Annotated in this window: 17 protein-coding genes; 10 read left to right on the top strand and 7 right to left on the bottom strand. The window is 71.4% G+C overall.

Annotated features, from left to right (window positions below; genetic code table 11):
- Positions 1-374: 374 nt before the first annotated feature.
- From ACFV2J_RS17180 to ACFV2J_RS17195, 4 genes are read left to right on the top strand one after another with little or no spacing between them, the layout of a single operon-like run.
- Entirely contained in the window at positions 375-1,187 is an 813-nt protein-coding gene (locus ACFV2J_RS17180) for a helix-turn-helix domain-containing protein (protein WP_385081505.1), read from the top strand.
- Between the two features lie 47 nt (positions 1,188-1,234).
- A complete protein-coding gene (locus ACFV2J_RS17185) occupies positions 1,235-3,055 on the top strand; it encodes a hypothetical protein (protein WP_385081507.1) in 1,821 nt (606 codons plus the stop codon).
- Positions 3,052-4,656, top strand: coding sequence for a hypothetical protein (locus tag ACFV2J_RS17190; protein WP_385081508.1), 1,605 nt, complete (start codon positions 3,052-3,054; stop codon positions 4,654-4,656). Before ACFV2J_RS17185 ends, ACFV2J_RS17190 begins: the two co-directional genes overlap by 4 nt.
- Positions 4,637-9,802, top strand: coding sequence for an FtsK/SpoIIIE domain-containing protein (locus ACFV2J_RS17195; protein WP_385081509.1), 5,166 nt, complete (start codon positions 4,637-4,639; stop codon positions 9,800-9,802). The genes ACFV2J_RS17190 and ACFV2J_RS17195 overlap by 20 nt, the downstream gene beginning before the upstream one ends.
- 101 nt (positions 9,803-9,903) lie before the next feature.
- On the opposite strand, the gene ACFV2J_RS17200 is transcribed toward ACFV2J_RS17195, so the two are convergent.
- From ACFV2J_RS17200 to ACFV2J_RS17210, 3 genes are all read right to left on the bottom strand, one after another.
- Positions 9,904-10,335, bottom strand: coding sequence for a hypothetical protein (locus tag ACFV2J_RS17200; RefSeq protein WP_385439357.1), 432 nt, complete (start codon positions 10,333-10,335; stop codon positions 9,904-9,906).
- 7 nt (positions 10,336-10,342) lie between these two features.
- Positions 10,343-10,954, bottom strand: coding sequence for a DUF6461 domain-containing protein (locus tag ACFV2J_RS17205; RefSeq protein ID WP_385081512.1), 612 nt, complete (start codon positions 10,952-10,954; stop codon positions 10,343-10,345).
- A gap of 511 nt (positions 10,955-11,465) precedes the next feature.
- The gene (locus ACFV2J_RS17210) at positions 11,466-11,789 is read right to left on the bottom strand and encodes a hypothetical protein (RefSeq protein WP_385081513.1); all 324 of its coding nucleotides are present in this window, start codon (positions 11,787-11,789) and stop codon (positions 11,466-11,468) included.
- A gap of 605 nt (positions 11,790-12,394) precedes the next feature.
- Between ACFV2J_RS17210 and ACFV2J_RS17215 the strand changes: the two genes are divergently transcribed.
- Together ACFV2J_RS17215 and ACFV2J_RS17220 are read left to right on the top strand one after the other, a co-directional pair.
- The gene (locus ACFV2J_RS17215; protein ID WP_385081515.1) at positions 12,395-13,627 is read left to right on the top strand and encodes an esterase/lipase family protein; all 1,233 of its coding nucleotides are present in this window, start codon (positions 12,395-12,397) and stop codon (positions 13,625-13,627) included.
- A 241-nt stretch (positions 13,628-13,868) separates the two neighbouring features.
- Positions 13,869-14,501, top strand: coding sequence for a hypothetical protein (locus tag ACFV2J_RS17220; RefSeq protein WP_385081516.1), 633 nt, complete (start codon positions 13,869-13,871; stop codon positions 14,499-14,501).
- Between the two features lie 318 nt (positions 14,502-14,819).
- On the opposite strand, the gene ACFV2J_RS17225 is transcribed toward ACFV2J_RS17220, so the two are convergent.
- Positions 14,820-15,386, bottom strand: a complete 567-nt coding sequence (locus ACFV2J_RS17225) for a hypothetical protein (RefSeq protein ID WP_385081517.1) — start codon at positions 15,384-15,386, stop codon at positions 14,820-14,822.
- 215 nt (positions 15,387-15,601) lie between these two features.
- Here ACFV2J_RS17225 and ACFV2J_RS17230 point away from each other — a divergent pair, with 215 nt between their 5' ends.
- The 3 genes from ACFV2J_RS17230 (at position 15,602) to ACFV2J_RS17240 (ending at position 22,875) form a co-directional block, all read left to right on the top strand.
- Positions 15,602-18,892 (top strand): FtsX-like permease family protein, encoded by a 3,291-nt coding sequence (locus ACFV2J_RS17230; RefSeq protein ID WP_385081518.1) that lies wholly within the window; start codon positions 15,602-15,604, stop codon positions 18,890-18,892.
- Between the two features lies 1 nt (position 18,893).
- On the top strand, positions 18,894-21,653 hold the full coding sequence (locus ACFV2J_RS17235; protein WP_385081519.1) for an FtsX-like permease family protein: 2,760 nt from the start codon (positions 18,894-18,896) through the stop codon (positions 21,651-21,653).
- Positions 21,654-21,918: 265 nt separating this feature from the next.
- Positions 21,919-22,875 (top strand): ABC transporter ATP-binding protein, encoded by a 957-nt coding sequence (locus tag ACFV2J_RS17240; RefSeq protein WP_385081521.1) that lies wholly within the window; start codon positions 21,919-21,921, stop codon positions 22,873-22,875.
- Between the two features lie 128 nt (positions 22,876-23,003).
- Here the strand turns inward: ACFV2J_RS17240 and ACFV2J_RS17245 are convergent, their stop codons facing one another.
- Together ACFV2J_RS17245 and ACFV2J_RS17250 are read right to left on the bottom strand one after the other, a co-directional pair.
- Entirely contained in the window at positions 23,004-23,705 is a 702-nt protein-coding gene (locus ACFV2J_RS17245; RefSeq protein WP_385081523.1) for an ABC transporter ATP-binding protein, read from the bottom strand.
- Positions 23,706-23,943: 238 nt separating this feature from the next.
- Positions 23,944-24,174 carry a DUF6332 family protein gene (locus ACFV2J_RS17250; protein WP_385081524.1) on the bottom strand — a complete coding sequence of 77 codons (231 nt, stop codon included), beginning with the start codon at positions 24,172-24,174 and terminating at the stop codon, positions 23,944-23,946.
- Between the two features lie 151 nt (positions 24,175-24,325).
- Between ACFV2J_RS17250 and ACFV2J_RS17255 the strand changes: the two genes are divergently transcribed.
- Positions 24,326-24,880 carry a GNAT family N-acetyltransferase gene (locus ACFV2J_RS17255; RefSeq protein ID WP_385081525.1) on the top strand — a complete coding sequence of 185 codons (555 nt, stop codon included), beginning with the start codon at positions 24,326-24,328 and terminating at the stop codon, positions 24,878-24,880.
- 88 nt (positions 24,881-24,968) lie between these two features.
- On the opposite strand, the gene ACFV2J_RS17260 is transcribed toward ACFV2J_RS17255, so the two are convergent.
- A complete protein-coding gene (locus tag ACFV2J_RS17260; protein ID WP_385081527.1) occupies positions 24,969-25,910 on the bottom strand; it encodes a D-2-hydroxyacid dehydrogenase family protein in 942 nt (313 codons plus the stop codon).
- Positions 25,911-25,962 lie beyond the last annotated feature (52 nt).

Raw genomic sequence — 25,962 nt, forward strand, 5'->3', positions numbered from 1 at the left:
TCTCACTCCACAGGCATTTCATGTTCCTCGGCTGCACGCCGGCGGGCCGCTCCCGCGTTCCCTCCGACCCGCGTGGCTGTGCCCGTCGACGCCGCCCTGTCCGCTTGCCCCCGCCGTCTTCGGCTCCGCCCGCCCGAGCTCGGCACCGACCGCCTCCGGCCTGTACCGCGGCTGTGACGGTGCCGCGGAGTGAGGCCGGGATCGGTGGCCGGCGGGGCGTGTGCCGGGCGGGAGCGCCCGTTGCCAGGGACCATCCCCGCACATACGGGGAGCAGGCTGTCTGACCTGCTGCCGGCAACGGCTGAATCGGTGTTGCTGTTGCGCAACATGCAAAGCTCTTGAGTGTGTTCCTCCCGGAGTGAGAGCCTTCTTGCGTGAGGAGAGCGATTCACGGCCCACTCGGAGCGGCGCTCAGGAACGCGCGCAGACGCACCGGTCTCAGTCTTCGCAATGCTGCAGACGGAACCGGGATTTCGTACTCGACACTGTCGCGGGTCGAGAACGGCCTCCTTCCCATGCCGTCGCTGGAAGCAGTCCTTGCTGTCGCCCGCAACGTGGGACTCGACGAGCAGGAAGCGCTGCGGCTGGCAGAGCGGTTGGCGCCTCCCGGTGCCGCCGAGCTGGTCAGTTCCGGTCTCAAACGAGTTCTGTCAGGAGGGCGGCTCAGCCCGGCTGCGGCGGGTGCCCTGCGACAGGTCCACTTGCGGGAGCTGGCTTCCGAGTTCTCCGCCGGCCTAGGCTCCGGACGGCCGGTGGACGTGCAGCTGGCTGCGCGGCATGCGGGACTGGTCCTGGCGGCGTCCAGCGGCCAGGAATTGGGATTCACCGCCGACGGTGTGTCTTACCGGGTACCTGCCGCAGCCGGAACCAGCTATATGGCCCAGAGGGTCTGGAGCGCGCACGGCGTAGCTCACAAGCTGATCGCCGACGACGCTGGTGCGGCACCGCAGTGCCGGCCGCAGGAGGGGGCTTTGGCAGAGGAGCGGGAGGCAGCCTATGTAGCTTCCCGCATCCTCGTGCCCGCAGCCCTGCTGGCTGCTGAGTTCAGGCAGGAACCGTTGCCGGTGCAGGGCTCCTTGCCGGCCTTCATCACCGCCCTGGAGAGGGTGGCCGCGCGTTTCCGCGTTCCCGCTGACTGGGCGGCAGCGCGCCTTGCAGAAGACAGGATCGGAGAGCTTTCCAGGTGACGGGTACTCAACCACTGCCGTACGGGGATCAGTTCCCCAGCCCGCTGATGGCCATCCGCCAGATGCGGGCCGACTCCCAGGACGCTGTCGTCGCAGTGGGGGGCCAGACGCAGACTCAGGCAACGGCCTACGTCCGCAGTCCGGTCGACGATGCCATCACTGAGCTGGCGTCTTCACCCACGCCGCCTCACGCGATCTTCGTGACTGGCAGTGCGGGCGGAGGGAAGAGCGGCGCCGCCGAGTACCAGCGGCAGACGCATGAAGGGCTGTTCAGCGCGATAGTGGAAGATGCCACCCATGCCGACAACCCCGGCGAAGACCAGGCTGACAGCCTCGCGCGCAGACTGGAACTGCTGGCGGACGACGCAGCCCAGCGTCCGGCAGCACCTGTGCTCGTCGCAGCGAACATCGGCATGCTGATCCAGCTCGCCCCGATGTGGGAGGAACGGGGCTACAAGTTCACGGCCCTGGTCCACGAGCTCTTCACCCGTCTTGGCCTGCCCGTCGGTGAGCCCGCGGCAGCGCCCGGGCTTCCGCTCGACGTAGCGGTGCTCAATCTCGACCACCGGCCGACCTCAGGGGAGGGCGGTCTGCTGCCCGCCATGCTCCAGCGTCTGCTGCCCGGAGGGGAGAACAGCCTCTTCGACGCTAGGCGTTGCGGTTCCTGCCTGGCCGTCTCCCACTGCTCCGCGCACGCCAACGCTGTCCTCCTGGCGTCGGCGGCCGGTCCGGCATTCGACACACTGGCGCGCCGTGCTGCTGTCGAGCGCGGGCGCAGCGATACCCCCCGGGCGCTCTGGGACCTGGTCAGCCGGGTGATCCTGCCGCCGCACCTGTATGACGGCTTCGCTGATCCTTGCGAGGCAAGTGTCCAGGCGTCGCGCAATGATGACGTGGCTTTCGTGCTGGCAGGCCTGCTGCCGGTCTCTGCCTTCACGGCGCACGGTGACGTGGGGCCGCGGGTGGCTGCGCAGGCGCCAGCCCTGGCACCGACGAGACAGGCTTACGAGGCGTTCGCAGACGCCGGCCTCTACCCGGCGCAGGACGCCGGGCCGCTGCAGCGCCTGGCCGACGAACTCGTGGCAGCCGGGCTGGACGCCCCGGCCCTGCGGACCGCAGCGGAGGGACTGGCGAAGTCCTTCAACGGTTCTGACTCCGCCCAGGAGCGTGCCTGGCGTGACACGGTGGCGCGCACGGTCATCGGAACGCGCTACTTCCTCGGAGAGCTGCCTGACCCCCAAGTCGACGAGGAGGCGCCGTTCCTGCGGGCACTTGCGGCATACGACCGCTGGCAGGCCGCCCACCTGTCCGGTTCCGTGGACGCGGCCCTGGAGGAGGACGTCGAGAGGCACGTCGGCGCGATGGTCGCTGACCTGGCGGAAGGGTTTGCTGCGCTGTTCGGCGCCCGGGCTGCCGGCAGCACATTCCTGCCGGTGCACATCTACGACGCCCGCGCCCAGACACGTGCGCACGTGCAGTTCAGGCTGTCGCTCACCGAAGCACCCCCCGTGCCGGACAGGGCCAGTGAGAGCGACCCGGAGGGAACACGGCGGGTCGGCTACCGGCCCATGGCTGTCACCCTGCGCCTGGGACCCGACGATCCTGGCAGGCCAGGCGCACGGCTGGCCGTGGACCTGCCTTCCTACCGGATCCTCGGCGGAGCCCAGCGCGGCATGGCCAGCAGCAGCGACACCGAACGGATCTACGCCCTGCGCCGTGCCGCCGGCACCCTGGCCCGGCTGGCAGCCGAACCGGACAGCGTCGCCATGCTCGTCGAGGACCCCGGCTCCGACTGCCGCTACATCGTCGAACCCAGGCCCACCTTCACCAAGAAGCTGGCCCTCAGCGCCAGGATGGTGACCGAATGACCAGCTCAGCGCAGGAACTGAACAAAGCCATCGCGGCCGCCGCAGCCGCCCGGGGCGCCACGGCGGACCTGCTGCCTGACGAGCGCACTGTGCGCGCCTCATTCAAGGGCCGGCAGGCAGACCTGGCGCTGCCGATCGACCGGGCCGAACTGGACGGCCACGCGCACATTCCCAGCGCACTGCCCACCCGCGCCCGCGGCGATGTGCGGGAGAAGGCCATCTACAACATCCTGCAGGACATGATCAGCAGCCCGGGCTCCCGCGCGGAGGATGAGGTGCTGCGCGACAGGCTCCCGGAGGACCTGCCTGCTGATCAGCAGCACCGCCAGATCCTGGCCAACGTCATGGAGAGGCAGTACTGGATCCATCCCAGTGCAGCACACGGCGGAAGCCAGCCCTTCCTCGCGCCTTTCCACCTCGACCTGCCGGGCGGTTTCGACTACCGGGGCCGCTACAAATCGTTCCGCGGCAGTCTCCTGCTGTTCCTGTGCTGGAACGGCAGCAGCTTCGATCTCTCCCTCGCCGAGGAGATCGGGCGCTTCCTGGGCAGGGACGACGCTCTCAACCCTCTCGACCGGGCATTCTTGGCTGCCGCCCGGTCGGCATCCAACCTGCAAGAGCCGTCGTCAGCCGATCCCGGGCGCCTGATCAATCAGTTCGGTGCGCCAATGGTGAAAGACCTCGCAGACGGTGCATTCGACCAGGAGGGCCTTGACCGCATCCGGCGCGATCTGCAGACCGTAGTGCGGCTCCAGCTGCCCCGCCACGAACAGACGCACTTTCTGATCGTGGTCTTCAGCATCCACATCGCCCTGTACTACTACCGGCTGGCCTACCGGCTGGGAGAGGGCCTGAGCTGCGTGGCACAGGTACTGGACGGCCAAGGCCTGCCCGAGCAGCCCGACTTCGACGGGCGCATCCTCTTTCGTGTGGGCAGTGCGGGCGACCGGCCGGTCCGCGCGTCCGACCCCTGCGCCCGGTCGTGGTGGAGCCTGGATGAACAGCACCTGCTGGCACTCCCGGCCAGCATGGCCTCGGCAAACCTGGTGCACCAGGCAGCCCGGGCCAGCGGCGTGGACTGCGGCCCTCTGCCTGACCCGTACGCATGCGCCCGTGCCCTGGCTGACGACCCAGTGGGCACAACCCTGACCGACCTGCTGTGCGCCGCCGCCGCGGCAGCCGCCATGCAGGACACCCCGACGGGACCTGCCCTGGCAGAACCGGGCACAGGCGCCTATGCCCTCCGCGAGGCTGTACTCGCGTCGTTCCGCACCCGCAACAGCCTCAAGCAGCGCGGCCGCGACATCGTGAGCACCCTTGTCGGCGGTTTCGGAGGCGAACTGCGCCGGAACCGGGGGCGGGTGCGCTTCTTCGAACTCGACGAGCAGGTCATCTTCCTCCTCGTCAAGCTGATCCTCGAGGGATCCGGCCGGCAGCAACTGGCCTTCCGCAAGGAGTTCCTGCCCGCACTGCGCCAGTACGGCCTGGCCCCGCAGAGCGCCGCAGAGGAAGAACTGCTGTCCCAGGCTCTTGGCCGCCTGGGACTGCTCGAACGCTACAGCGATGCCGGGGAGGCCCTGTATGTCCGCCACATCCTCTGACACTGCCGCCCGGCAGAGTTTCGCCGCCCTGGCAGCCGACGCTCTCAGACACACCCTGGCCCAGCCCCAGTGGGCTGGCTGCCGCCTGCTGCTGCGCGGGCTGCACGGCCTTCCCGCTGCCGACCTGCTGCCTGCCCTGCTGGACTCCGCAGCAGTCACCACAGCCGTCCACCCCGAAGGCCCGGGCGGGACCGCCTACAGCATCAGGGCGGTGCGCCTGAGCAACGGATCGCTCCTCATCCCCTACCTTGTCGACCCGTCAGCCCCTTCGGACGCAGGCCCCAACACGGGGGGCGACGGCTTTGCCGCCGCGCTGCGCACCCACTTCCTCGCCGGGGCAGCCGAAGCCAGGGTGCTGCTGATCCTGGACCGCCAGCCGCCTGAGACCATCCTGTCCACCACAGAGGACGCCGCGCTCCTGCCCGAACTGGCATGGGCCAGCCTCGCCCGGCAAGCCGCCGCAGCGTCCTCCCTGCCCGTGCTGGTCCAGTCCGTAGTGGAGGATTACCTCACTCGCTGCGTGCAGGAGACACGCACCACCTGGAGGGACGCCGGGCAGCTGTCTTCGTGGGTGGCCGCCAACAAAGACCAGCCGGACCTCCAGATCGGCCTGGACCTGCCCCGCCTCGGCCTGTACATCGCCGACAGCAGGCCCAGCCCGCGGCGCCTGGCCAGGTGCGCCGACTGGCGCCGCGACCTCGATATGTGGATCACCTCGCCCTCCCAGGACCTGGCACGCAGGCTGGCCTCCAAGCGGATCTCCGTCAGCGGCGCCGAGAAGATCCTGACGTCCCGCAGCCTCCGGGGCCTGGACTACAGCGGATTCACCCTGGATGACCTCGCACCCGGCAGCGGCGGCGCGGCGCTGGACCTCGACGGTGTGCGCCCTGCTTCCGGGCCGCTCCTGGTCCTCACCGGCCAGCAGGGCCTTGCGATGTGGCTTCCCGCTACCGGCGGGGCCGTACGCTTCCACCTCACGAGGTCCCTGGCGCCTCGTGAAACGGTCCGGGTGCGCTGGCAGCATGACCACTACCGCCCGCTTGCCGTCACCGGCCGTACCGCCACAGCCAGCATCGCGCCTGCGGCTGGCAGTCCCTGGCTCTTCGGCACCATCGAACTGTCCTCCCCCGGCGGCGCAGCCCGGACCGTCCATCTCGCCCTCTTCTTCAGCGATGGCCCTGTTGCAGGCTTCGAAAGCGCCGTGCACATCGACCCGGACGCCGGGGGATTCGTCTGCGCCGACCAGCCGCAAATCGTCGTCTGGGAACGCGGCGGCAAAGAGCTCGGCACAGCCCAGCTCGATGCGCCCGGCACGGACGACAGCAGCAGCAGCGAAGGCAGCCTGCAGCACATCACCGGCCTGTGGAAGGGATCCCGCGTAGGCCCGGTCCCGGTGCTGCCACGCGGGGCAGAAAGCATTGGTCAGGACGCCGAGGAAGACGAAGAATCACCCCGCCCCGGAACCGGCGATGAACCCGGCGATGCAGACGGCTCCAGCGAAGACGAACGGGATCCTCTGCTCGAGCCGCAGCCGACTGAACCTGACAAGGCGGTGACACACGCCGATCAGCCCACCCTCGCGCACGCCATGCTCGCTTTCCGCCAGAGCACCTGGCCAGCGAACGCGAACATCCCGGAGCACCCCGGCTCCTCCACGGAGGCAGGCCTGTCAGCCAACTACAGCGCAGGCGCACAGCGCTTCGCCGTACAGCCCCGGATCGGCAAGACCGGCCTGCTCGGACCGGAACAGCTCATCCTGCAAAACCCCCAGGGCGCCACCTACCGGGTACGCGGCCAGCACATCGAAGTCATCGAGCCGCTGCCACAGCCCGAACCCGCCTGGGCCAAGGAGATGAAGGCGTTCACCGAGGCACGGGCCGCGTTCTTTGCACTGGCCGCCTCAGCGCGCAGCGTCTACGCGCTCGACCCCCGCTGTCCCGAAGCCTCCGCCTACACCCGCGCCTACCGGGCCCTGCTGGAAGCACTCCCCCGCTCCGGTACCTCGCGCAGCGAGTACGAGCTGCTGCTGCGCATCGACACCGCAGAAGTCGCGGGAATCCCCGACCTGCTCATCGCACCGACTAACCCGCTCACCCTCGCCTACTACTCATCCATGACCACCCGCTTCGCCGCACTCGTCGAAGAAGGTGCGGAGCAGCTCGACAAAGCCGATATCAGCGCGTTCTCAACCCAGTTCCTGCTGCCTCTGCTCAAGGCGGAGAGCGGCTGGCATGAGGCTGCTCCATGCCGGACCGCCTTCCTGTGGCGCCGCTACACCCCGATGGACGACAGCACCCCCGGGGCGCTGGAGCGAAACAGCCGGTTCATCGCCGGCCGCATCGCGTTCTTCCTCGACGTCCATCCCGGACTGAACAACCCAAACACCACAGTGGCCGTCACCTTCGCCGACCCGGGCGCCGAGCCGGCTCTCAACGCCCTGCGCGAGTTCTACCGCAAGGATCTGACCCGCCAGACCTACACCCGCCCGAAGCTCCAGGTCGTCCTGGACGGAGGGGCCGAAAACACCCGCCACGCAGTCGGTACTCTGGTGGCCTCCGCCGGATCCGATCCGCTGGACCGCCTGGTGTGCACCCGCTCGGTCATCCGCCACCGCCCCACCAGCGAGCAGGACTTCTCGCACCTGACCTTCCTCTTCCGCAGCCCAGGCCAGCGCAAGGTCAGACCGGTCGGCCTGCACGAACGCGCGAGCACCGCCTACGCCAGGGCCCTGGCCTGCTCACCCGGCCGGGTGGTGATCCCGGAGGCAGACCTGGTTTTCGCAACCGGCGTCTTCGCCGCGGCGCCAGACGGCACCTCCTCAGACCTCGAGGCCATCCAGTACCGCTGCCTGGAGCTTGTGGGAGGACAGGGCGGGGAAAACCTCGTTCCCGGCCAGACCCGTATGGTCACCGTCCGCACCTCGGACCGAGAACTCTCCGAGTGGTACGGCAAATCCGCCTGGGTCGTCCACCTCGACCGCCTTGTCGGGCTGGAGGCCTTCACCGCCGCAGGCGCCTCCCACCGCACCGTCCTGGAGTACGAGGAAGGAGCCGACCCGGACTCCTATGGCTATGACGGAATCACCGGAACCCAGCACGTCGGCCCCTACATCGCCGCCCTGAACCAGGCGCTGGAGGGCATCGCTGTAACCAATCCAGACCAGTCCCGGTCCCTGATGAGCCTGCTGGAGAGCGTTTCCGGCCGGTGGGCTCTGCAGATCGTCCAGCGCCCCCGGAACAAGGTTCTGGAGCGTGCCGGAACCGCATGCGCCATCCGCTACCTGCAGACTGTGGAACAGGCCCTCGACCCGGCGCCCGGGCTGCGGGCCGTTGTCTCCCTGGAAGAGCTGATCCCCTCGTTCCCCCAGGCGGGGATACCGCGCCGGCTCGCCGCGACACGCAGGAAGCGTGACGCGATGTGCGACGACCTCCTCCTGGCCAGCGTGCTCCCTCGCAACGGCCAGCCGCCCCTGGTGCAGATGACCGTCACGGAAATCAAGTTCTGGAGCGAAGCCCCGGACTACAGCGCCGCCGCCGCACAGGTCGAGGAGAGCATCCAGTGGCTGGCCAGCAGGTTCCGGGACCCCGGGCCGCTCAAAGACCTCAGAGGACGCGAGCTCGCCGAACTCATCCGCTCTGCGGTCACACGCAATGCCGCATTCGGGCTCTCCGGCGCGCCGCGCGAGGACGCTGAAAATCTTCTGCAGCAAGTGGCAGCAGGCCACTACGAGATCAGCTTCGGACACTGGCGCAACGGCTCCTACCGCAGAGGCATGGTGGTGTCCGTGGAGCGCAACACCCCCGGCAGCCTGTCCCTGTCCCAGCTCAATGGCACTGAAGGACCGGTCGACGTGGTGAGCGTACGCCGCGATGCTGTCCGCAGCACTCTGCACGCATCCCCAGTCCCGGCCCCTGCTGACTGGCACCCGCTCGACCCGGTCCCTCCCTCCCAGCCGCCTGCTCAAGCCACGCAAAGCGGCCCCCGTCCCGCCCCGGCACCGCCTGCGCCGGCCAATCCGGCAGAACGTATGCCAGACGAGGACGCAGACCTGGCCCCCGCTGCCTTGCCAGAGCCCCACCTTGAGCAGGAAGAAGTCGCCTCTGCAGCCCGCCGTCTGGACAGCGCATTCGCCAAATACGGCCTGGCCGTAGAACCGTTCGACATCGCCCTTGCCCATCCCGGCCCCAGTGTTATCCGCTTCCGCACCCGCACCCTCGGCAAGCTCTCGATCACCGACATCGAGCGGCGCGCCAGGGACATCAGCCGCGAGGTCGCAGCAGCCGGCGAGGTCGCCGTCGGTCACGAACCGGGATTCGTCACCCTTGACGTCCCGCGGGAGGACCGCAGGCCCGTCCTTCTTGCGGACGTTGCCGGGGAACTCGACCGGCCCGGGAAACCAGGAGCCCTGTCCTTCATCGCCGGTGTAGCCCCCAGCGGGACGGTGCACGTCGCCGACCTTTCCCGGCTGCCCCACCTGCTGGTCGCAGGCGCAACTGGCTCCGGCAAGTCCGTCTTCCTGCGGGGGTTGCTCGTCGGACTGCTGAAATCCCGGACTCCCAACCAGCTGGAGCTGGTCATCGTCGACCCCAAGAGACTTGACTTCGCGCCTTTCGCCAAGGCCCCGCATGTCCGCCACGGACAGATCATCAGCGACCCCGACATCGCCCTGCAAACGCTTCGCGACACCCTCGAAGGCGAACTGGAACGGCGCCAGCCCATCATTGAAGCAGCAGGGGTGAGTTCAGCATCCGAGTTCTACGAGTCAGGAGGCACCCTTGAAGAGCTGCCTCAGCTGGTCATTCTGGTAGACGAGTTCGCCGATCTCGTACTGTCCGGCAGTGACCGCAAGGCCTTCAGCGAACTGATCCAGAGGTACGCCCAGCTGACTCGCGCGTACGGGATCTTCCTTGTCCTCGCGACACAGCGTCCCAGCGTCGATGTCATCACCGGCAGCATCAAAGCCAACCTCAGCGCCCGTATCGCCTTCTCCTTGCCCAGCGCCCGCGACTCGATGACCGTCCTGGACCAGGGCGGGGCAGAGAACCTTCTCGGCGACGGCGATCTGCTCTTCTACCGCAACGGAAAGGTGGAAAGGCTCCAAGCCCCGTTCACCAGCCTTGCAGATGTAAGGGCCGTCTTGAGGTAGTCCAGCAATGCGGTCCGCTTCCTCGCAGGTTCGCCGGAAGCTGTCCTCGACGATTGACGGCTGCGGTCAGCGCACAGGCCGGTTGACCGTGGGTATCTGCGTCACCCGCGGCGGCGGGGGTGCGTCGATGTGTCTGTCAGCCCGAGCGCGGCGGCGTAGAACGCGATGCTGTCGTCGGGACCGTTGCGGAACCTTTTGGTCACGCGCTGGACGGGCCAGATGATCGAACCGTCCGGCAGGTGGAGGGCGATGTTCATCTCGGCGGTCGGGCCGTCGCCGTCCGCGGCCCATGCACCGCCGCGGGTTTGCCGGACGGTCTCGCCGACGTAGGCGCCCAGGGCGAACAGTCTTGGCCCCAGCCCTGTTGCGAGGAGTCCGCCGGCCACCGCAACCCCGTGGTCGCTGTGCTCAACCATGAACCGCTCGACGTCTCGGAGGCTTGTGGGGGTGAAGTCGGCTGTGTAACCAGAACTGCTGAGGGCGCGGGCGATCCACCGGGCGCTCGCGGGGATGTCGTCGAGGAGAGAGGTCATCACGCGCTCACCCGATCTCCGCGCTGCCGCAGACGAAGGTGGTGTCCCGGAGGAGTTCGGGCGTGATCCGCACGCCCGTCAGGTGTTCGGCGAGGGCGAATGCCGCTTCCGCGGCCACAGATTCCGCAGTGTCGGAAGCCTCGTCCCAGAACTGGAAGCCGCTGTGGTGCATGGCGTCCAGGAGTTCGTCAGGGGTGGTTCCCCAACGGTGGTCGGGGAGCCCAGGCTCGAATGTCAGGCGCTTGACGGTGTCCTCGGCCCAGAGGAAAGCATCGACGCCGTTGATGTTGACGAAGTGCGAGACCCAGCGTGTTCCCGCGGATGCCGGCAGCGCGTTCTCTTCGGTGACGCCGAGATAGCCGATGGGCTCGATCAGCAGAGTCCAGTCGCCAACCGTGGTCATGGCCATGAACTGCCGGGCATGTTCCACCCGCTCCAGAAGGTCAAAGGCTGCGTCCACTATCGCCGCCGTCCCCGTCCGGGAGGACTCGACCTGACCTCCAAGGCGGGCAAGGAGGTGTGAAGGCAACACCTTGTGCACCAGAGTGAAGCAGTACGCCTCCGCGAGGTCAGGGAAAAGCTTTTCGAACCACACGTAGTCGGCAGCAGTCGCAGTCATGCCCGAGATACTCGCTCACGCCTCTGACATCGGAACCAAGCCGCCGAAGCTGTCACACAGGTGGTGTGCCAACGGACGCTTCCGGCCCGTCGGCGTGCTGGTGGGTGGGCGGGGATACCGTGCACGGCCTGCATGAGGAGGGCGGCGGGAGCCGCAGGACGTTACCGCCACGAGCCGAGCGTGGCCGTTCCGTACGACGTGCCGCTGTCCGGGTGTTCCTTGAGCAACAGGGCACGCACGTATCGGGTGCAGCGCTCGTTGCACGCGCCCATCACCTCGAAGTTCCGGCATGCCTGCCGCAAACCCTTCGCGTGCTCCCCCAGCTCGGTCCACAGGTCTTGAGCACGACTCGCGGCGGCGAAGTCCTACAACAGCACAGGGCACAGCCGTTGTGGTGGTCCTCGCTGCGGAACGGCCGGTCCGGGTGGTTCCGGGCCGGCCGCTTCGTGTGCGGCGTTCTCAGGCGGATCCCGTTCGGTGATGTGCCTGTGGGCTGGTTGCTGTCGGCTGCTCAGGTAATGAATCGCACCGAGCGGGGGCCTCCGATGTGGGCCACTGAGCGGCCGGGGTCCAGGTTCAGGATGAAGAGGGCGCAGTCGGCGCCGGAGTAGACACTCATCGTCTTGTCCGTCTGATTGGCGATCAGGTCCGGCCGGACCTGGAGGTTGATGCAGACATTGTCGGGCGGGTTGTTGATCCGGAACTCCTGACCGGTGATCGAGAAGTACCGAAGTGCTCCCGTGGCTGCCTGGGCGTTGGTGGACAGGCCGGTGGCCAGGGCGGCTGCCGCGCCAGCCGCCAGGCCGAGCCTGCCCAGGCGGGCGGGTGTGAGCATGAGAGGTCCCCGTTCGCTGTGCGGCGCCGGTCTCGGAGGTCCGGCAGCCGAGTTAGAGCCCCGTTCGGGGCTGATGTGTGTTTCCGCTCCGCAGACCGGACCGGCGACCCGCCGCGCCCGGTTTCCCGCGGCGCAGCCCCCCCCTGTGCGGGCCGGCGGGATGTGGATCGCGCTGCCTGAGACAGTGCCCGTATCGGCGTGTCATGGCATGAGTAGCCGTTACTCAGCCCGGGCGCGGCGCGGCTGCCTGGCCAGGGTCTGGGGCTTGGTGCCGGCATCCTCCGGCTCCGAGCATTGCGTGGGCATAGGCACGCTGTTGTCCCGCAGGCCGGCGGAGGTGGAGCCGCTTGCGAGGGACGCGCGGCCGCCGGACTCGGGCTGGATCGGGCTGGATTCGGGCGCGCAGTGACGGCGGTGAGCAGTCCGGTGTTTCTTCCGCGGGGCTTGCGGGGTTTCTCTTGCCAGGCGAATATGACTTTGAGTAATGACTCTGACACTCTACGTGCACGTGTGGCGGACGCCATCGCGTATCCCAGCGCACCGCCGCGCGTCCGGCCTGCCCGGGTGGGCGTGCATGCCGTGTGCACCGTCAGAAGGAGTTGCCCATGTCCGCAAGCCAGGACGACAAGAACGCGCAGGCGGAGCGGATCAGCGGCAGTCTGATCGCGGCTGCCCCGCTGAGTTCGAAACCGCCCGTCCAGGTGCCGGTGCACCAGCGCGACACGCAGTGGAAGCTGCCGAACGGCTTCGCCTGGGTCTACTACGGCGAGGGCACCGACCACGTCCACAAGCCGGTGATCATGGCGGACGGCTTCAACCTCGGCCGGAGCGACCTGCAGTGGCTCGCCCAGGGCCTGGACGGCGGGGAGTACAAGTTCCTGACCGCCCTGCGCGAGCAGGGGCGCACCGTGATCCTGGTCGGGTTCGACGAGCGCACCGCGCCGATCCAGAAGAACGCCGAGACCGTGAGCGCGGCGATCATGCGGACCCTCGCGGAGCGCGTCGGTGACGACCGGCTGACCGTCGGCGGCTTCAGCATGGGCGGCCTGGTCACCCGGTACGCGCTGGCCAGGCTGGAGATGCAGCGGATGGACCATCAGACCGCGCTGTACTTCTCCTACGACACCCCGCACCGCGGCGCCGTGATCCCGATCGGCCTGCAGGCGTTCGCGCACTTCATCCCGCAGGACAACGCCTTCGCCGAGCAGATGAACAGCCCGGCGGCCCGTCAGATGCTGTGGCGGCACTACAACAGCGACACGGGCCGGGACGAGATCGACCCGGCGCGTACCGAGCTGCTCCAGGATCTGGAGCGGATGGGCGGCTGGCCGGTGATCCCGCGCAAGATCGCTGTGGCCAACGGCACCGGCGACGGCACCGGTCTGCCCGTACCGCCCGGTGACATGGCGTTGAAGAGCACCGGCCTGATCGCGTTCCCGGGCACGACCTTCTTCACCCAGGCTTGCGGGGACGACGTCACGGTCGCCCAGCTGAAGCGGTTGCTCCCGCCCAAGTCGCAGACCGTCACCACCAGCGGCTATCCCGAGCTGGACGGTGCGCCGGGCGGCACTCTCGCCTCCTACAAGATCGTGGCGGACGAGCTCGTGGCCAAGGGCGGGCGGGTCGACCTGCGGCACGAGGCGATCTGCTTCGTGCCGACCGTCAGCGCGGTGGCGATCCGTGACATCGACAGGCAGGAGGACCTGTATGCGAAGGTCGCGGCTCTCGACCCGCAGGAGAGCGAGCTGGATGAGATCTTCTGGTCCTCGGCCACCACCCCGCACACCTCGATCACCCGGGAGCTGTGCGAATGGATCGTCGAGCGGCTTCCGAGCTGACGCGGCGTCACCAGTACTGATCCGTCCGCCCGCCCGGGATCTGACACGGCCGGGCGGGCGGGCCGCCTCGCGGTGGCGCCATCGCTCACCGCCGGGCAGACCGGCCTTTGCCGAACGGCTCCGGGCCCGGCGGCCGCCGACCACAGTGAGCTGACGATTGCCTGTTCCCAGAGCTCGGCCGGTGCATGCGAGCGGCAGGCGGGCCGGCCTGTACGAGCAGACCCTCGTCCAGAATCGGGGCATGGACGTCCCCGGGCTGCTGGAAGCAGCTTCCCTGCTGGTCCCCGAAGACTTCGCGACCGAGAACGACATCACGGTGAAAGACGTCTGGGAGTACCTCATCCACGACGAGTGGGAGGTGGCTCTCGGTCTGCTGGAGGAACTCGGTGGCGTCCGCCCGCTTCCACCCGGTTTCTGGCAGGCTCTCGCGGCCTCCGCCGAGCAGCTGGGGCTGGACAGGAGCGCGGCCTGGTGTCACTGGCGCTGCTACGAGACCCGGCACGGCGTCGTCCGGGCCGGTCTCACCCTTACGGCTGCTGACGAGGGCCGCCGACAGGCACCCTTTTCCGGAGCCGGCGTCCTTCGGCCGATGTGGGACATCGGCCGCCGAACCCCGGCAGGCCGGCCGGACCTCTGCGTCGCCCGCCTCTGGGTGGAGTTCGCGCCCTCCATGGAGCCTGGCGGGCGGGCCACCGTGCGTCTCGCCCCGCTCTCGCCGTCGAATTGGCAGCGGCTTCGACCCGGTCAGGTGATCACCATGTATGAGGACCGGACCGCCGCCGGAACGGCGGTCGTCCTGGACGTTCAGGGCCCGTCGGCCCTGGCGGCCTCACAGCAAGGAGCGGCGGCCGCCGGACACGGTGCGGACCGTTGAACCGGTCGTCGGCGAACTCGGCGCAGTCGGCCTGGACATGTGCTCGGCGGTCGCCCGTGTCAGGGCGCGAAGCGTGGCAGTGGCCGGCGCCCGTCGCCCGGCGTGGTGAGGAAGAACCGGCGGCGGGAGGGCGTATGTCGTCCCACGCCGGGTCTGCGGTCAGGGCGTCGGCCCGGAATCCGGCGCCGCAGACGCGGCACGGGAGCTCCGCCTCTTCGACGCCGGGCTCCGTCTCCGGCTCACGTTCGCCCAGCCGGGCGGGCTGGTCCTGGGTGCCGGCTGTGAGGAGGGCCATGACCGGATGCGGCTGAGGCTGTCTCACCAGGTGTGGGCGACGTCCACCACCAGGCGGCCGGGGAGCTGGGACACGCGGAACGGGAGGCGGGCCCGTACGCCGAGGCCGACTTGTGTGACTCCTTCGAAGCTGGCTCCGAACTTCGCCTCGCGGAAGGTGCGGTAGCCGCTGAGGTCGACGCCCGGAAGCGGCTGGCCGCCGCGGGCGGGGTAGGTCGGCGTGTGGGTCTGGGGGTCGTAGGCGGGGGCGGACAGCCTGATCTCGATGATCGCCCCGCCGGAGAGGGGGATGCGGATGCCGGAGGGGTCCTGGTAGAAGGCGTCGACGTAGTGCACGGTGTAGCCGATCGGGTCGGTGCCCGCCGTGGGTACGTCGAAGACCATGCGGTCGTAGCAGTCGTGTGCGCCGGTCCTGATGTCGGTCAGCGATCCGGCGTCGGTGTCCGCCGCGGTCTTGGGAAGGCTGCCCCAGCCGGTCGGGCACACGACGGCCGCCGTGGCCGCTGCCGCCGTTGCGGGCGCGGCCATGGCCATGCCGGCGCCGGCCATCGTCAGTGCGGCCAGTACCGCCCCGTATCGTCTTGCGCGCATCGTTCCCCCTTTTGTGCCGCGGTTCTTGGTTTCCTGTCATGTACGACATGCCGGTCACGGGATTGGTTGTACGGGCCGCGCCGGGCTGCCCGCGCGGGTGCCGTCACGATCCGGTCAAGGCCGCTTCGTCGGCGCTTACCTCCGCCGCGTCCGGTCTGACAAGATCACCGGAGGGTCCGGGGGGCGGGGCGGTGAAGCTGGGGGGGGAAAGTCGGGTGGCGGCGTACGGGGTGCGTTCGGGGCGGGGTGTGCTCGTCGTGGCGAGGGCGCGGGCGCATCGCACGCTGATCGCGGCCGCGCTCGTGACCGTGCTGCTGACCACGTCCGTGCTGGCGGCGCTGACCGCGTACTCGGGCGCGATCGGTGACGCGGCGCTGCGGCATTCGCTGGCCGAGCCGCGCAATGCCGCCGATGCCGCGCTGGTCGTCAAGGCCGAGGTGGCGGCCGATCGCCGGCGGGCCGCCGGGAGGGCCGTCCTCGACGGAGCGCGCCGTACCTTCGGCGGGCTGCCGGTGACCGTGCGGACGCTGGTGCGCTCCGGCTCGTACGCCCTGCCCGCGGCCGGCCCGGGCGCGGCCGCCCGGACCGGCGGCGATCCCGACCTCACGCACTTCGCGGCGCTGGAGCCCACGCAGGTGCGGCTCGGTGCGGGGCGGCTGCCCCGTGCGGGCGCGCGGGACGTCGAGGTGGCGGTGCCGCAGGCCGCCGCGCGGCGGCTGCGGCTGGCGCCGGGCGCCCGGCTCACCGTCACCGACCGGCTCGACGGGCCGCCCGTGCGGATTCTCGTCACCGGCGTGTACCGGCCCGCCGACCCTTCCTCTCCGTACTGGCTGCTGGACGAACTGGGCGGCCGGGGCGTGCGGACGTCCGCCTTCACCACCTACGGTCCCCTGCTGACGGCGCCTTCCGTCGTCACCGGCGGCCGGGTGAGCGAGGGGCCGTCGGCGTGGCTGGCCACCGCCGACTTCGGCCGCCTCACCGCCGGCCGCGTCGACGCCCTGCTCACCTCCGCACGCACCGGGTCGGCCGCCCTGGTCAAGCTGTCCGCCGGGGACGACGGCGCCGGTGGTACGGCCGGCAAGGCGACCGTGAGCACTTCTTTGCCCGAGGTCCTCGACCGGGTCGAGCGTTCCCTGCTGGTCTCCCGCTCCACTCTTCTGATCGTCGATCTCCAGCTCGCCCTGCTCGCGGCCTGTGCGCTGCTGCTCGTGGCCCGGCTGCTGGCCGCGGAACGCGCCGGTGAGACCCGGCTGTTGCGTGCCCGCGGTGCCTCCCGTGCCGCTCTCGCCGGCCTCGCCGCGCGGGAAGCGCTGCTGTTGGCCGGGCCCGCGCTGCTGATCGCCCCGCTGCTGGCCGGCCCGCTGGTGCGGCTGCTGGCCGGGTGGGGGGCGCCGGCCCGGCTCGGGCTGGAGCTGGAGGTGCCGGCCGACGGGCGGCCCGGGGTGTGGCTGACGGCGGCCGGTGTGGCGGTGGGGTGCGCGCTGGCGGTGACCCTGCCCGCGGTCGCGTCGAGCGGGTTCCGTGTGTCCAGGGCCCGGGCCCTGTCCGCTCCGCTGCGGGCCGGGGCGGATCTGGGGCTGGTGGCGGTGGCCGGGGTCGCCTACTGGCAGTTGGAGCGCCGCACGTCGGGCGCGGTGAGCGCGGACATGACGGGGGCGTGGGGCATCGATCCGCTGCTGGTCGCCGCGCCCGCGCTCGCGCTGCTGGCCGGCGCGGTCCTGGCGCTGCGTCTGCTGCCGTCGGCCGCGCGGCTCGCCGAGCGGTTGACGGCGGGCGGGCGGGGGCTGGCCGCGGCGCTGGCCGGCTGGCAGCTCAGCCGGCGTCCGGGGCGCGGCGCCGGTCCCGTGCTGCTGCTGGTGCTGGCCGTCGCGCTCGGTGTGCTGGCGATCGGCCAGGGCTCCTCCTGGGAGCGTTCGCAGGACGACCAGGCCGACTTCACGGCGGGTGCGGGGGTGCGGGTTTCGGGTAACGGTGCCGGCGAGCTCGGCCGTACGCAGGCCTACGCGGCCGTGCCGCACGTACGCGAGGCCGTTCCCGCCGTGCGCACGACCCTGCCGTTGTCCGGGGACCGTACGGCGACGGTGCTGGCGCTGGACACCGCACACGCGGCGGGCACCGTCCTGCTGCGCCCCGATCTGGCGCCCGCCCCGGTGGGGCGGCTGCTGGCGGGGCTGGGCGGGTCGGGCGGGTCGGCGGGCGCGCGTGTGCCCGCGGGGGCGGCCCGGCTGACGCTGACGGCGACCCTGTCCGCTCCGGCGCGCGGTGCGCGCGGCGTGGCGGCCGTGACCCAGACGCTGGAGGACGATCACGGCGTCCCCTACCCGTTGCCGTCCGGCGACCTTCCCGCCGACGGGCGCCCGCACCCGCTATCCGTCGAACTTCCGCGCGGGCACGGGCCGTTGACTCTCACTGGGGTACAGCTCGAGCAGCCCGTGCCGCCCGTGCGCGCCGAACGGCACACCCTGACCCTCGACGCCCTGACCGCGGCGGTCGGCGCCGGCACGGCACAGCGGGTGCCCCTGCCGGCGTCCTGGACGGCGGTCTCCGGCACCGACGAGGACGCGGCCGAACCGGGAACCTCGCCGGCCCCGCCGCGCGTCCGCCCCGGCGCGCACCCGGCCGTGGCGTACGGCACGGGCCACGTGCCGCCCGACCAGCCCTGGCTCAGACCGTCACTGACGCTGCGGATGCAGGTGACACAGCCCGCGGCCACCGCGGTGGCCGCTGTGGCCACCGACCGTTTCCTCGCCTCCGGCGGCGCCCGTCCCGGTCAGACGATGGACGTCGTCTTCGAGGGGCAGAACGTGCCCGTGCGGATCGTGCGCGCCGTACGGCAGTTGCCGACGGCCCAGGGCGGCGGGGAGGGAGACGGCGGCGCCGTGCTCGTCGATCTGCACGCCGTGAACCGGTTTTTGCAGGCGCGCTACGGGGCCGTCGTCGCGCCGACCGAGTGGTGGCTGCGGCCGGACTCGCCCTCGGACAGCGCGGGTGTCGCGGCCGCTCTGCGCGCGAGGCCCGATCTCGATCCGGGGCAGGTCGTCGTGCGGGACGAGATCGCCGCCGAGCTGCGCGACGACCCGTTCGGGGCGGGTCCGCAGGCCGCGTTCACCGCGGCGGCCGTGGCGGCGGCGGTGCTGGCCGCGCTCGGGTTCGCGGTGAGCGCGGCCGGGGCGCTGCGGGAGCGGAACGCCGAGTTCGCGATCCTGCGTGCCCTGGGCGCCCCCCGCGGCCGGCTGGGCCGTGCCGTCGCAGCCGAGTACGGGGTGCTGGTCGCGCTGGCGCTGGCCGTGGGTACGGGTCTGGGCGTCGTCCTGACCCGCGCGGTGCTGCCGCTGATCGTCCTGACCGGTGAGGCCACCCGCCCGGTGCCGGATCTGCTGGTGCAACTGCCGCCGCTGCGGGTGGCCGTCCTGCTGGCGGCCGTGGCGGCCGTCCCGGTCGTCGTGGTGGCACTGCTGGCGGTGCGCCGGGCCGATCCGGTGCGGGTCCTGCGGGAGGGGGAGTGACATGGTGATCTTGTTCGGGCGTGTGGAGCGTGCCGCCGCTCCCTGGGTCCGTACCCGTCTGCGGTCGGCCCCCGGTGCCGCTCTCGCCCTCGCGCTGCTGGTGGCGGTGAGCGCCTGTCTGGCCGCCGCGTTCCCGCGCGCGCTGGAGCGCTACGAGGACGCGGGCCTGCGTCACTCCGTCGAACAGGTGCCTGCCTCCCGGAGCACGGTCCGTCTGTCCGTGCCGGCGCCCCGGCCGGACCTGCCGCAGGACCGGCGTGAGCAGGTGCTGCGCCCCGCCACCGTGAAGCGGGAGTACGACAGGATCCTCGGCACGGTGCAGCGCCCCTTCGTGCCCGACCTCGGCCAGTCGTCGTACGGCGTGACCACGTCCGTCAACCAGCAGGTGCCCGAGACCTGGCTGCCCCGGCCGGACGCGCTGCCCGCCAAGGTCGCCCTCGTCGCGCCGTCGGACCTGGCCGGGCACTCCCGGCTGAGCCGGGGCCGGCTGCCGCGCGCGTCCGGCACGGTCACCACGACGACACCCGGGGTGGAGGCGGCGGTCAGCTCGGACACCGCCGAGATCCTGCACATCGAGGTGGGGTCGGTCCTGCACGTGCCCGGCGCGGGCCGGGACGCGCTCGCCGTCAAGGTCACCGGGATCGTCGCCCCGCGCGACCGGGACGGCGCCTACTGGGCGACCGATCCCCTGCTGCGCACGCCCGTGATGATGCGGATACTGCCCGCCGACCCGTACTCGGCCCGGTACTGGGTCGGTGCCCTGCTGCTGCCGCCCGAGGCGGCCCCCGCGCTGCTGGGCACCGAGGGGCGGCCCTACCGCTACTGGCGGCTGCCCCCCCGCCCGGACACCCTGCACGACCGGGACCTGGGCGCGCTCAAGTCCGCGGTCGCCTCCCTGGTGTCGGGCCCCGGCCTCCACCAGGTGAGTACGTTCACCGGCCCGCTCACGGACGCCAACACCGACCTCGACGACGTGCTCGCCTCCTACTCCCTGCTGCACTCCGGTGTCCTGGCGCTGATCTCGGTCGCGGCGTTCGGCAGCGGTACGGTGGCCGTCGTCGTCCTGGCGATGGCGGGCGGTCTGGCCGCCGACCGCCGCCGCACCGAACTGGCCCTGCTGCGCGCCCGCGGCGCCTCGCTGCGGGGGCTCGCCGTCCGCCTGTTCGCGGAGACGGCGGTGGTCGCCGTCCCGGCCGGGGCGCTCGGCCTGGCCGTGGCGGTGCGGGTGCTGCCCGGTGCCCGGCTGCTGCCGGCCGTGCTGGCCGCCCTCGCGGTCACGGCCGTCGCCTGCGCCGCCCTCCCGCTGCGCGCGGTGGCCGCCCACCGGCTCGTCCGTGTTCCCGTGCTGCGCCAGGACGTGACGTCGGCGCGGCCGTCGCGGCGGCGTACGGTCGCGGAGCTGACGCTGGTGACGGTGGCCGCCGGCGCGGTGGTGACCCTGCGCCGGGAGGGCACGTCCGGCGGGTCCGGCGATCAGCTGATCTCGGCGGCGCCCGTGCTGGTGGGGGTCATCGCCGCGCTGCTGCTGGTCCGTCTCTACCCCCTTCCCCTGCGGGGCATGGCCGGGCCGGCCGGGCGGCTGCGCGGTGTGGTGGGCCCTTTGTCTCTGGCCCGGGCCGGCCGCAGTTCCGCGTCCGCGGTGCTGCCGCTGCTCGCCCTGCTCACCGCCCTCACCACGGCCTCGTTCGGCGGCTCGGTGCTGGCGGGCGTCGGCGCGGCCCGGGACCACTCGGCGCTCCTGGCCGTCGGGGCCGACGCCCGGCTGGAGTCGGTGCGTGATCCGCTGCCCGCGGGGCTGACCGGCCGGGTGCGCCGGGTTGCGGGTGTGCGGGACGTGGCGGCGGTGAGCGTCGCGTACCAGGCGAAGCCGGACGACGGGCGCCTGACGGTGCCGGTGGTGGGTGTGGATCCCGGCGGCTACGCGGAGTTGACGAGGCGGACGGGTCTCGGTGCCTTCTCCGAAGGGGTGCTGGGCAAGGGCCGGGGCGGCCCGGGGGGCGACGCCGTGCTGCCCGCCGTGGCCTCCCCGGGCGTGGCAAACGCCCACGGCTCGGCTCCGTTCCCTGTCAGGATGGAGGACGGCAGCCGTGTCACCGTCCGCGTCGCCGCCGTCCGGGACATCACTCCGGCGGTGATGGACACCGACTTCCTGGTGGTGGACCGCGCCGGTCTCACCGCCACGGCGGCCAGGCCGACGGCGCTGCTGGTGACGGGACCGGAAGCGGACGGCCGCGCCCTGCGCGCGGCCGCCGGACACGCGGTGTCGGTCAGCCTCCGCGCCGAGGAGAAGGCCCGCTACGTCGACTCCCCGCTGCAGACCGGCGTGGAGCACCTCTACACGGCGGCGGTGGCGGCGGGCGCCGGTTACGCCGTGCTCGCGCTGCTCCTGTCGCTGCTGCGCGCGGCGCCCGAGCGCATCGCGCTGCTCGCACGCCTGCGCACCATGGGCCTCACCCGTCCGCAGGGCCGCCGGCTGCTCGTCCTGGAGTCGCTGCCCCAGGCCGTGCTCGCCGCGGCGGGCGGCGTCCTGACCGGCTGGGCCGCGATCCTGCTGCTCTCCCCCGGCATGGACCTGACCGCGGTGGCCCTGCCGCCCTCGGTCGCCCCCCTGGAGCGGACCCCGCTGCACACCGACGTCTGGTCGCTGACGGTGCCGGCGCTGGCCGTGGTGGCGGTGACGGTCGGCATCGCCGGCGTGCAGGCGTGGTGGGCGGGGAGGAGAGGCGCGGTGCGGGAGTTGAGAGCCGGTGACACGAGGTGAGAAGGGCAGCGCACGTCGTTCCGGGTCGGCCCGGCCACCATCCTGGCGGCCCCGGCCACTATCCCGGCGGGCCTGTCCCCCGTCCCGGTGGGCCTGTCCCCCGTCCCGGTGGGTCCGGCCCTCATCCCGGTAGGTCCGGGGCGTGCTGCGAAGGTTCCACCTGTCTCGCGGTGGACGCCGGGGCCTTCGCCCCATGCCCCGGGCCGCACGCGGCAGTCCCGGCGCGCACCCGGCCGGCCGCGCACCCTGTTGACCAAGGAGCCCGATGACGACGAATCCCACGCTCGCCGAACTGGCCGACAAGGCGACCGCCACCCGCGCCCGGCCCGCCTACGGCCACGACGCCCTCATCACCTGCGACCGTCTGGTCCGTGTCTTCTCGGCGGACGGCGTGGAGGTGCAGGCGCTCCAGGGCCTCGACCTGCTCGTCCGCGAGGGCGAACTCATGGCTCTGGTGGGCGCCTCGGGCAGCGGCAAGTCCACCCTGATGAACATCCTGGCCGGCCTGGACACCCCCACCGCCGGAGCGGCCCAGGTGGCCGGCCACAACCTGCTGGCCATGACCGCGAAGGACCGTCTGCACTACCGGCGCAAGGTGGTCGGCTTCATCTGGCAGCAGACCTCCCGCAACCTGCTGCCGTATCTCACCGCGGCCCAGAACGTCGCCCTGCCCCTCCAGCTGGCGGGCGGGCGGCGCCGTTCCCGGGCCCGCGCCGAACGTGCCCGGGAACTCATGGAGTTGCTCCAGGTCGCCGACTGCCGGGACCGCCGCCCGCATGAGATGTCCGGCGGTCAGCAGCAGCGGGTCGCGATCGCCGTGGCCCTCGCCTGCGACCCGGCGGTGCTGCTCGCCGACGAACCCACCGGCGAACTCGACTCCCACACCGCCCAGCAGACGTTCGCCGCCTTCCGCACGGCGAACGAGGAGCTGGGCACCACGATCGTCATCGTCACCCATGACCGGGCCGTGGCCACCGAGGTCCGCCGCACGGTCGCCATCCGTGACGGCCGCACCTCCACGGAGGTCCTGCGCCGCAGCCAGGTCGACGAGACCACCGGCCACGAGACGCTGGTGGCCCGCGAGTACGCGATGCTCGACCGGGCCGGCCGCCTCCAGCTGCCCGCCGAGTACACGACGGCGCTGGGCATGCGCGACCGGGTCGCACTGGACCTGGAGGAGGACCACATCACCGTGTGGCCGGACGACAGCGGACACGGCTGAGCGCCGGCCCATGACCGGACAGCAAGCGCGCGGGCCGCGCGGGCCGCGCGCGACCGGGTGACGGAGAGCGAGCAAGGGGGGCGTCTTCGGCGCGATCCCGGCAGGCGCGCCGGCCCGGCCAACTCGCCCTACTCCCCCGTCTGCTCCCGTATCTCCCCGTCGCGCATCTCCAGCACCCGGTCGGCCAGGTCGAGGAGCGTCGCGTCATGCGTGGCCACCAGGGCGGTGACCTGTTCGCTGCGCACGACCGCCCGCAGCAGCTGCATCACGGCATGACCGGTCTCCGCGTCCAGCTGGCCGGTGGGCTCGTCCGCGATCAGCAACGAGGGGTTGTTGGCCAGGGCGCGGGCGATGGCGACCCGCTGCTGCTGGCCGCCGGAGAGCTCGCCGGGCCGCTGCGCCGCGTGGTCGGCGAGACCCACCAGGGACAGCAGCAGCTCGACCCGCTCCTCGCGCTCCCGCACGCCGGCCCGGCGCATGCGCAACGGCACGCCCACGTTCTCCGCGGCCGTCAGGATCGGGATGAGACCGAAGGACTGGAAGACGAAACCGATCCGGTCCCGGCGCAGCGCCAGCAGACCGTCCTCGCCGAGCTCCGACAGATCCGTGCCCTCCACGGTGACCCGGCCGCGGTCCGGTGTGTCGAGCCCCCCGACGATGTTCAGCAGGGTGGTCTTCCCGGAGCCCGAACGCCCCTTGAGCGCGATGAGTTCACCGCGGGGGATGTCGAAGGAGACGCCGCGCAGGGCATGGACGGCGGTGGCTCCCTGACCGTACGACTTGTGGACGTTCTCGACGCGCACCATGGTCCCTGTGACGACCTGGCTCATGTGTCCTCCCTTGATCCCCGTGGGCCGGGCATCAGTATCGCGGCCTTCGGCCCGGCCTCCACGAGCGGGCAGGCGACGGTATGGCCGCGACGCGTGGCGGCGTCCTGGGGCAGACACTCCGGCCCGTCGTCCACGCCCCGGGGTGATCGCACTTCCGTCGTGTCGAGGTCGGCGGAGGATCCGGCGGCCGTGCCGCCGGGGCCGTCCGTGCCTCCGGGGGCGGCAGGGCCGGCAGGCGTCACCAGCGCCACAGGCCGGATGTCAGTCTGGCCAGGAACGTCCCCGCCGCGGCCCACTTGCCGCAGATGATCAGGAGCCGCCGTGCGTCGCCGTGCACCGCGTCGAAGACCAGGGCGGGGCTGGCGACCAGGGCGAACACGGCGCCGGCGAGGATCACGGCGGAGACTGCGACGTACATCGACTCGACGGTGCTCTCGTCTTTCCGCGCCTGCGACCGGGATGCCCCCATTGGTGGATTTTCCCCCGTGCGACTCGGCCTCAATCCGCCCCCGCACGGCGGGCGTCCCCCAACTCATGTGTCGTGGCGGTGTGTCGACGGCCTGGCGTGCGCGGGACGATATGCGGGTGCGGGTGACGGGTGGTCGAGGCAGGATGCGGCCATGGATCACTCCCTTGACGTGCCTGAACTCGCCGCCGGTGACGGCTTCGTACTGCGGCCCTGGCGGCTTTCCGACCTGGATCTCGTGCGGGAGGTGTCCGAGGACGACTACATTCCGCTGATCACAACGGTGCCGTGTCCCTACTCGGAGGCGGAGGGTGTGGCGTTCGTCGAACGGCAGTGGGGACGAGCGGCCGGCGGAAGCGGCTTTCCCTTCGTCATCGCCCGTAGGAGTGACGGCCGGCCGGTCGGCAATGTGGGGCTGTGGCTGAGGGATCTGGGCCAGGGCAGGGCGTCACTGGGCTACTGGATCGCGAAGTCCGCGCGTGGCCAGGGCGCCGCCGCGGCCGCGCTTCGGGCCGTCACGGTCTGGGCCTTGCAGGACCAGCGGATCGCTCGGCTCGAACTCCATGTGGAGCCGTGGAACACGGCCTCGATACGCACGGCGGAGCGGGTGGGTTTCCGGCGTGAGGGCTTGCTGCGCAGCTGGCAGCAGGTCGGCGAGGAGCGGCGGGACATGTTCATGTACGCGATGGTGGACGGCGACACGCGCTGACGGGATGCGGTTCCTGCCGGTGCCCGGCCTGGCCGGCGGGAACCGTGGGCCACGGTCAGCGGTGGTCACGCGGTCCGGCGGACGCCTCTCAGCCGATGACGCGGATCGGCTGCCCCGCCCGGAACGCGGCGATGTCCTCCACGGCGTCGCGGTAGAAGACCTCGTACAGTTCGCGGGTCACGTAGCCGATGTGCGGGGTGAGCACGGTGTTCGGCAGGGTGCGCAAGGGGTGGTCGGGGGGCAGGGGCTCGGTGTCGTAGACGTCGAGTGCCGCGCACCTGATCGCCTCGCGGCGCAGGGTGTCCAGCAGGGCGTCCTGGTCGACGAGGGGGCCGCGCGAGGTGTTCACCAGGATCGCGGACGGCTTCATCGCGGCGAGTTCGGCGCTGCCGACGAGTCCTCGGGTGCGGGCGCTGAGCACCAGGTGCACCGACAGCACGTCGGCGCCGGCGAAGAGCTCTTCCTTGGTCACCGCCCTCACGCCGTGCTCGGCGGCGCGTTCGGGCGTGAGGTTCTGGCTCCAGGCGATGGTGTCCATGCCGAAGGCCTGGCCGATCCTCGCCACCCGGCTGCCCAGGTTTCCCAGGCCGAGGAGGCCGAGGGTCCTTCCGCGCAGCTCGGTGCCGACGGTGCGCTGCCAGCCCCCGTCCCGCATCGATCGTTCCTCCGCCGGCAGGTTGCGGGCGGCGGCGAGGATCAGGGCCCAGGTGAGTTCGACCGTGGGCCCGGGGTAGTACCCGGTTCCGCAGACGACGACTCCGCGCCGGGCGGCGGCCGCCAGGTCGATCGCGGCGTTGCGCGGGCCGGTGGTGACCAGCAGTCTCAGGTCGGGCAGCCGGTCCAGGACGTCGGCGGTGAACCAGGTGCGCTCGCGCATGGCGACGACCGTCTCGAAGCCGGCGAGCCTGCGCACCAGCTCGCCGGTGTCCGGGATGTGACGGTCGAACACCTCCACCTCGGCGTTCAGGCCGCTCCAGTCGGCGCAGTCGAGTGCCACGTTCTGGTAGTCGTCGAGCACCGCGATCTTCATGAGGGCGATGCTAGTCGAGGCCCTGGACCGACTCCGGCAGTACGCGGCGCCC

It is taken from the genome of Streptomyces sp. NPDC059668 (assembly GCF_042734135.1).
Taxonomy (GTDB): Bacteria; Actinomycetota; Actinomycetes; order Streptomycetales; family Streptomycetaceae; genus Streptomyces.